This is a genomic window from Zarconia navalis LEGE 11467 (assembly GCF_015207075.1).
In the GTDB taxonomy this organism is placed as follows: Bacteria; Cyanobacteriota; Cyanobacteriia; order Cyanobacteriales; family Geitlerinemataceae; genus Zarconia; species Zarconia navalis.
On the sequence record NZ_JADEXN010000342.1, the window covers coordinates 1 to 6,025 of the forward strand.

Annotated in this window: 9 protein-coding genes and 1 pseudogene; all 10 read left to right on the plus strand. The window is 48.6% G+C overall.

The features are described from left to right. Positions 1-172 (plus strand): annotated as a pseudogene (locus IQ235_RS16465) (30S ribosomal protein S5); the annotation flags it as partial. Between the two features lie 55 nt (positions 173-227). Further along, positions 228-677 carry a 50S ribosomal protein L15 gene (gene rplO, locus IQ235_RS16470; protein WP_264322521.1) on the plus strand — a complete coding sequence of 150 codons (450 nt, stop codon included), beginning with the start codon at positions 228-230 and terminating at the stop codon, positions 675-677. 59 nt (positions 678-736) lie between these two features. Further along, the gene (gene secY / locus IQ235_RS16475) at positions 737-2,053 is read left to right on the plus strand and encodes a preprotein translocase subunit SecY (RefSeq protein ID WP_264322522.1); all 1,317 of its coding nucleotides are present in this window, start codon (positions 737-739) and stop codon (positions 2,051-2,053) included. A gap of 5 nt (positions 2,054-2,058) precedes the next feature. Beyond that, positions 2,059-2,613: an adenylate kinase gene (locus tag IQ235_RS16480; protein ID WP_264322523.1), complete on the plus strand. Its 555-nt coding sequence runs from the start codon at positions 2,059-2,061 to the stop codon at positions 2,611-2,613. A gap of 129 nt (positions 2,614-2,742) precedes the next feature. Further along, entirely contained in the window at positions 2,743-2,967 is a 225-nt protein-coding gene (gene infA, locus IQ235_RS16485) for a translation initiation factor IF-1 (RefSeq protein ID WP_008191178.1), read from the plus strand. Between the two features lie 106 nt (positions 2,968-3,073). After that, a complete protein-coding gene (rpmJ, locus tag IQ235_RS16490) occupies positions 3,074-3,187 on the plus strand; it encodes a 50S ribosomal protein L36 (protein ID WP_006618079.1) in 114 nt (37 codons plus the stop codon). Positions 3,188-3,283: 96 nt separating this feature from the next. Beyond that, positions 3,284-3,667, plus strand: coding sequence for a 30S ribosomal protein S13 (rpsM, locus tag IQ235_RS16495; protein WP_264322524.1), 384 nt, complete (start codon positions 3,284-3,286; stop codon positions 3,665-3,667). Between the two features lie 175 nt (positions 3,668-3,842). Further along, positions 3,843-4,238 carry a 30S ribosomal protein S11 gene (gene rpsK / locus IQ235_RS16500; RefSeq protein ID WP_264322525.1) on the plus strand — a complete coding sequence of 132 codons (396 nt, stop codon included), beginning with the start codon at positions 3,843-3,845 and terminating at the stop codon, positions 4,236-4,238. Between the two features lie 201 nt (positions 4,239-4,439). After that, the gene (locus IQ235_RS16505; RefSeq protein ID WP_264322526.1) at positions 4,440-5,384 is read left to right on the plus strand and encodes a DNA-directed RNA polymerase subunit alpha; all 945 of its coding nucleotides are present in this window, start codon (positions 4,440-4,442) and stop codon (positions 5,382-5,384) included. 109 nt (positions 5,385-5,493) lie between these two features. Continuing rightward, positions 5,494-5,847, plus strand: a complete 354-nt coding sequence (gene rplQ / locus IQ235_RS16510; protein ID WP_264322527.1) for a 50S ribosomal protein L17 — start codon at positions 5,494-5,496, stop codon at positions 5,845-5,847. The last annotated feature ends 178 nt before the right edge of the window (positions 5,848-6,025 follow it).

A 6,025-nucleotide genomic window follows, 5' to 3' on the forward strand; every position in this document is an offset into this window, starting at 1 on the left:
CACCGTTCTAGAACTCTCTGGCGTCCGCAACATCCTTGCCAAACAGTTGGGTTCGAGTAACCCTCTCAATAACGCCAGAGCGGCTGTAGATGCGCTAGCTCACCTGCGCCGATTCTCGGAAGTTGCTCGGGAGCGAAATATTTCGATCGAGAAATTGTATGCTTCGAGTTGACAAAAATCGCCCGAAAGCTCCCTCAAATTGAGTTGAAATCTAAAGACTTAGAATTATGAGACTACAAGATGCCGTCCCCAAACCGAGTTCCCGCAAGCGCCGCCGTCGAGTCGGTCGAGGTATTGCTGCCGGTCAAGGTGCTAGCTGCGGTAAAGGAATGCGCGGTCAGAAATCTCGATCGGGTAGTGGGACTCGTCCGGGTTTTGAAGGGGGACAAATGCCCCTCTATCGGCGCGTTCCCAAACTCAAGCACTTTACGGTCATTAACCCCAAACATTACACTATTGTAAACGTGGGTAAACTGGCATCTCTGCCAGCCAACACGGAAGTCACGTTGGCATCCTTATTGGAAACGGGGTTAGTAACTGCAAGCAACGGTCCGCTAAAAATCTTGGGAGATGGAGAGTTAAACGTTTCCCTAACGGTTAAAGCCGCTGCTTTTACCGCCAGCGCTCGTCAAAAAATCGAAGCCGCCGGTGGGAGTTGTGACGTTGCAGGGAGCTGACCTTTTCGAGGAGCGACGAGATTACACCAATGGCGAGTACATCGTAGAGGTAAACCTTCATGGCGGTAAGTCGAGATAAAGCCCCAACCGCTCAAGAGACATTTATCCAAATGGCTCAAGCTGCGGGTTTGAGGGGACGAATATTAGTAACGGTTGGTTTGATCGTCCTAGTTCGCTTGGGCGTTTGGCTGCCGGTTCCGGGAATCGATCGCGCCCGATTTGCGATCGATTTTCAAAATAGTCCTTTCTTTGGGTTACTAAATGCGTTTTCGGGGGGGGGCTTAGAAAGTCTGGGAATATTTGCCTTGGGAATTCTACCCTTTATTAATGCGTCGATCGCCGTTCAGCTTTTGACCGCCGCGATTCCCAGCTTAGAAGACTTGCAAAAGAATGAAGGGGAAGCCGGACGACGTAAGATTTCTCAAATTACCCGCTATATTGCTTTAGGTGTGGCTATCCTACAAAGTACGGGAATTGCCATTTGGACGAGCGCTTATATGTCCGCGTCCAATACCGATCCGGTTCCTTTCTTTATTGCCAAAACCATGTTGGCATTAGTGGCCGGGGCAATGTTCGTCATGTGGGTTTCGGAACTGATTACCGAGCGTGGGATTGGTAATGGCGCATCACTCTTGATTTTTGTCAATATCGTTGCCGTCTTGCCTTACTCCTTAGGAGATACTATCGAACTCGCTCAGCGAGATCAAGGAATTGTCGGTCGCGTGCTGATTTTGGTAATGGTCTTTCTCGTTACCATCGTGGGAATTGTTTTCGTTCAAGAAGGCGCTCGTCGAATTCCAATTATTTCTGCTCGCCGACAAGTGGGGCGTCGTCTCTATCGCGAACGAACCAGCTATCTACCCTTGCGCTTGAATCAGGGGGGGGTGATGCCGATCATTTTTGCCTCTAGTTTCTTGATTTTGCCCGGATTTTTGGCTGAAGCCACCAGCAATCAGGTATTGTCGAACATCGGTCGCTATTTAGGTCCAAATAGTCCTTTACCTTGGTTGTACGTGTCCTTCTACTTAGTGCTAATTGTCTTTTTTAGCTACTTTTACGCATCCTTGACTCTCGACCCGGCAGATTTATCGAAAAACTTGAAGAAAATGGGTTCTAGCATTCCGGGAATTCGGCCTGGAAAAGCGACGGAACAATATATTTCCCAAGTCTTAAATCGGCTAACATTTCTAGGTGCTATTTTTCTCGGACTGGTGGCGACTGTCCCCACCGCGGTGGAAGGAGCTACCCGCGTTTCTACTTTCCAAGGGTTTGGGGCGACATCCTTGCTGATTATCGTTGGAGTTGCAATCGATACAGCCAAACAAATTCAGACCTACGTCATCTCTCAACGCTATGAGGGCATGGTGAAGCAGTAAAAACGATGCAGTTTATCTTTTTAGGTCCTCCCGGAGCCGGTAAAGGCACTCAAGCTCAAAAACTGGCTGATTTTTGCCAGGTTCCTCATATTTCTACGGGGGATATTCTCCGGCAAGCCGTTGCTGCTGGCACGGAACTCGGAAAAAAAGCGCAGGGTTATATGACTCGGGGAGAACTCGTTCCCGAAGAGGTCATGCTCGATTTGGTGCGAGAACGCTTGCAAATGACCGACGCTCGAGCCGGATGGATTTTAGATGGCTTTCCTCGCACCGTCTCTCAAGCCGAGTTTCTCGAAGAGTTACTGCTCCAGATGGAAAAAAGCTGTGATGGTGCGATTAACTTAGATGTACCTGATGAAGTTATTGTCGATCGGCTGCTCGGACGGGGACGTGCTGATGATACAGAAGATACAATTCGCCGTCGTTTGAGTGTCTATCGCGAGCAAACCGAGCCGACTATTGAGTTTTATCGCCAACGTCAGTGCTTGAGAGTTGTTGATGGTAATCGACCCGTTGAAGAGGTGCGGGAGATTCTCAGAAACTTACTCCCGCTTTCCTAGGCAAATCTACTGATTTCGAGCGATGCGATCCGATCGAAATTTGATAACATATGTTAGAGAGCACCCACAGACTGGGCGCGGTTCACGTACTTAATGGTAAATCCACACCATCGTAATTAGGAAAAAAAATTGGCCAAGCAAGACTTAATTGAAATGGAAGGGACTGTGACCGAGTCTCTTCCCAATGCCATGTTTCGGGTCGATCTAGATAACGGGTTTAACGTGCTCGCTCACATTTCAGGAAAAATCCGTCGTAACTATATTAAAATCCTTCCTGGAGATCGCGTCAAGGTAGAATTAACTCCTTACGATTTAACTAAAGGTAGAATTACTTATCGTTTGCGGAAAAAGTAGTTCTTTTGAGTCATCATTTTTTAAGCGTTTCCGGTCTTTTTATGATTGACTTTTAAACAGAAAAAAGTTATGATTTAAAGTTTGTAGTATTCTTAGTCTAAGTTCTGTGAAAGTTCGAGCATCTGTCAAAAAAATTTGCGAAAAGTGCCGTGTCATTCGTCGTCGCGGTCGAGTTATGGTGATTTGTTCCAATCCAAAGCACAAGCAACGTCAAGGTTAGATTGCTAACAAAATTGGTTGTTGCGGCAAAGTTTGCGTCTCATAATAATACCCACTCATTTTTGTCGATCTCACTACTCAATCTGGAGAGAAAAACGTGGCACGGATTGCAGGAATAGACCTTCCGCGAGATAAACGCGTCGAGATTGGTCTGACATATATCTATGGCATTGGTTTGCCAACATCCCAAAAAATCACCGAGTCAGCGGGTGTGAACCCGGATACTCGAGTCAAAGACTTGAGCGATAGCGAAGTTGCCGCCTTGCGCGAAGCCATCGAAGCCAACTATCAAGTCGAAGGAGACTTGCGGCGTTGGGAGTCGATGAACATCAAGCGTTTGGTGGATATCGGCTGCTATCGAGGACGCCGTCACCGTCAGGGCTTGCCCGTTCGAGGTCAGCGGACGCGGACCAATGCTCGTACCCGCCGAGGCGTTCGCCGCACTGTCGCGGGTAAGAAGAAGGCTGGAGCCAAGAAGTAAATAGGATGGGTGGCGGATTGTAGCGCTCCTTGCGGAGTTGTTGCGAGCGAAACTTGGGTCTCGACCAAAGCCAAGTTCGGTTCGATCTTCGAGGTAAATCTACGCAAACACCCCAACCTTCAGTAATCGTCTAACCCTGCCTCAAACTTATTCTTTATACGCTCGAAAAACGAATATGGCAACACGACCCAACAAGAAATCAGGTTCTCGCAAGCAAAAGCGAAACGTCCCCAATGGGATTGGCTACATTCAATCCACGTTTAATAACACCATCATTACGATTACCGATACCAAAGGAGAAGTGATCTCCTGGGCGACAGCGGGTTCGAGTGGTTTTAAGGGAGCAAAAAAAGGAACGCCCTACGCCGCTCAAACAGCTGCCGAAGGGGCGGCCAGGCGAGCCAGCGACCAGGGAATGCGTCAAATTGAAGTAATGGTCAGCGGTCCGGGAGCCGGTCGAGAGACTGCTATCCGGGCATTACAGGCAGCAGGTTTGGAAATTACTCTCATTCGAGATATTACCCCCATTCCTCATAATGGTTGTCGTCCGCCCAAGCGCAGGCGAGTTTAAGTCCGTCGATCGCTTTTCGTGCTGTGAGGCTTTCCCTCAAAGATGAAATCGGTGTTAAAGGTTGCGAGTAGATCGCCCGAGCCTCGATCTTCATCATGCCCGAATGGGTAGCCACGAAAACCAATTTATAGCGTAATACTCAGCATTAGGTCGGTCAACCGTATCTATCTTCTGGGGACCAAGGTTAAGGGAGGTTATGCCGTGACGCAATACCAAATTGAGTGTGTAGAAAGTAAGAATCCAGAGAAAGGTCAAGGTCTCTACGGTAAGTTCATTATCGAGCCGTTGGAACGAGGTCAAGGGACGACGGTGGGAAACGCCCTGCGACGAGTTCTGCTCTCCAATTTAGAAGGCACGGCGATTACAGCCGTCCGAATTGGTGGAGTCAATCACGAGTTCGCAACGATGCCTGGAGTCCGAGAGGACGTGCTGGAAATCTTGTTGAATATGAAGGAAGTCGTGCTGAAAAGCCGTATGGCGGGACCCCAAATTGGGCGGGTACTCGTTCAAGGACCGGCAACGGTCACCGCCGATCACTTCGACTTACCCTCGGAAGTTGAGGTGGCAAGTCAAAGTCAATACATTGCTACGTTAGCCGAAAAGGCTTCGTTGGAAATGGAGTTTCGCATCGAAACCGGGACGGGGTATCGCTCCGTCGAACGGGGTAGAGACGAATCGACGGCTCTTGACTATCTTCAAATCGATGCGGTTTTCATGCCCGTTAAGAAGGTTAATTATACTGTCGAAGATGCCCGAGTTGGAGGGTCTTTGGAAAAAGATCGCCTGATTATGGAGATCTGGACGAATGGCAGTTTAACACCCCAAGAAGCGATCGGTGAAGCGGCAAATCTTTTAGTGGATTTATTTGTACCACTTAAAGACATTACCGTGGAATCGATGAAGGATGAGTTTACCCCCGATGAGAATCCCAACAGTCAGATTCCCATCGAAGAACTTCAACTTTCCGTGAGAGCTTACAATTGTCTCAAGCGCGCTCAGATTAATTCAGTTGCTGACTTATTGGATTATTCTCAAGAAGACTTACTCGAAATTAAAAACTTCGGGCAGAAATCTGCAGAAGAAGTGATTGAAGCTCTGCAAGAGCGCTTGGGGATCACTTTGCCTCAAGAAAAGTCGAAAGCTTAGCTAATACTATTGAGATGATGAAGGCTTATACGCTCCTCCTGCCATTAAAGCACTTGGGTTAAGCTTCATCTCACTAAAAATCGATCGTCCGTCATTTGTTTTTACTATCATGCGTCATCGTTGTCGTGTCCCTCTCCTCGGTAAACCTGCCGACCAGCGCAAAGCCCTTCTGAGGTCTTTGACAACCGAACTGCTCCGTCACGGTCGGATTACGACCACAGCGACTCGAGCCAAAGCCGTTCGTTCGGAAGCGGAAAAAATTATTACTCTGGCCAAAGATGGAACCCTGGCCGCTCGCCGTCAAGCAATGGGGTATCTTTTTGATAAAGGATTAGTTCACGCTTTATTTGCCGGAGTTCCCGACCGCTATAGCAGTCGGGCGGGCGGTTATACCCGAATTCTGCGCACCGTCAGTCGGCGCGGGGATAACGCCAAAATGGCAATTATCGAACTCGTGGATTGAGCCATCAATGTCTGTGTCCGTTTTCCAACCCAAAGAGCGAGTTGCCATTGTCGTTCAATACCGTGGCACTCATTTTCATGGCTGGCAGCGGCAAGTCGATCGACCCACGATCCAAGAAGAGCTTGAAAAAGCTCTAGAGCGAGAAGTCGGGCATCCAGTAACCGTACATGGTGCAGGT

What these genes read in the sequence shown, in the direction of transcription:
- rplO (WP_264322521.1), top strand. Translation starts at nt 228, where the DNA reads ATGAGACTACAAGATGCCGTCCCCAAACCGAGTTCCCGCAAGCGCCGC.
- secY (WP_264322522.1), top strand. Translation starts at nt 737, where the DNA reads ATGGCGGTAAGTCGAGATAAAGCCCCAACCGCTCAAGAGACATTTATC.
- IQ235_RS16480 (WP_264322523.1), top strand. Translation starts at nt 2,059, where the DNA reads ATGCAGTTTATCTTTTTAGGTCCTCCCGGAGCCGGTAAAGGCACTCAA.
- rpsK (WP_264322525.1), top strand. Translation starts at nt 3,843, where the DNA reads ATGGCAACACGACCCAACAAGAAATCAGGTTCTCGCAAGCAAAAGCGA.
- rplQ (WP_264322527.1), top strand. Translation starts at nt 5,494, where the DNA reads ATGCGTCATCGTTGTCGTGTCCCTCTCCTCGGTAAACCTGCCGACCAG.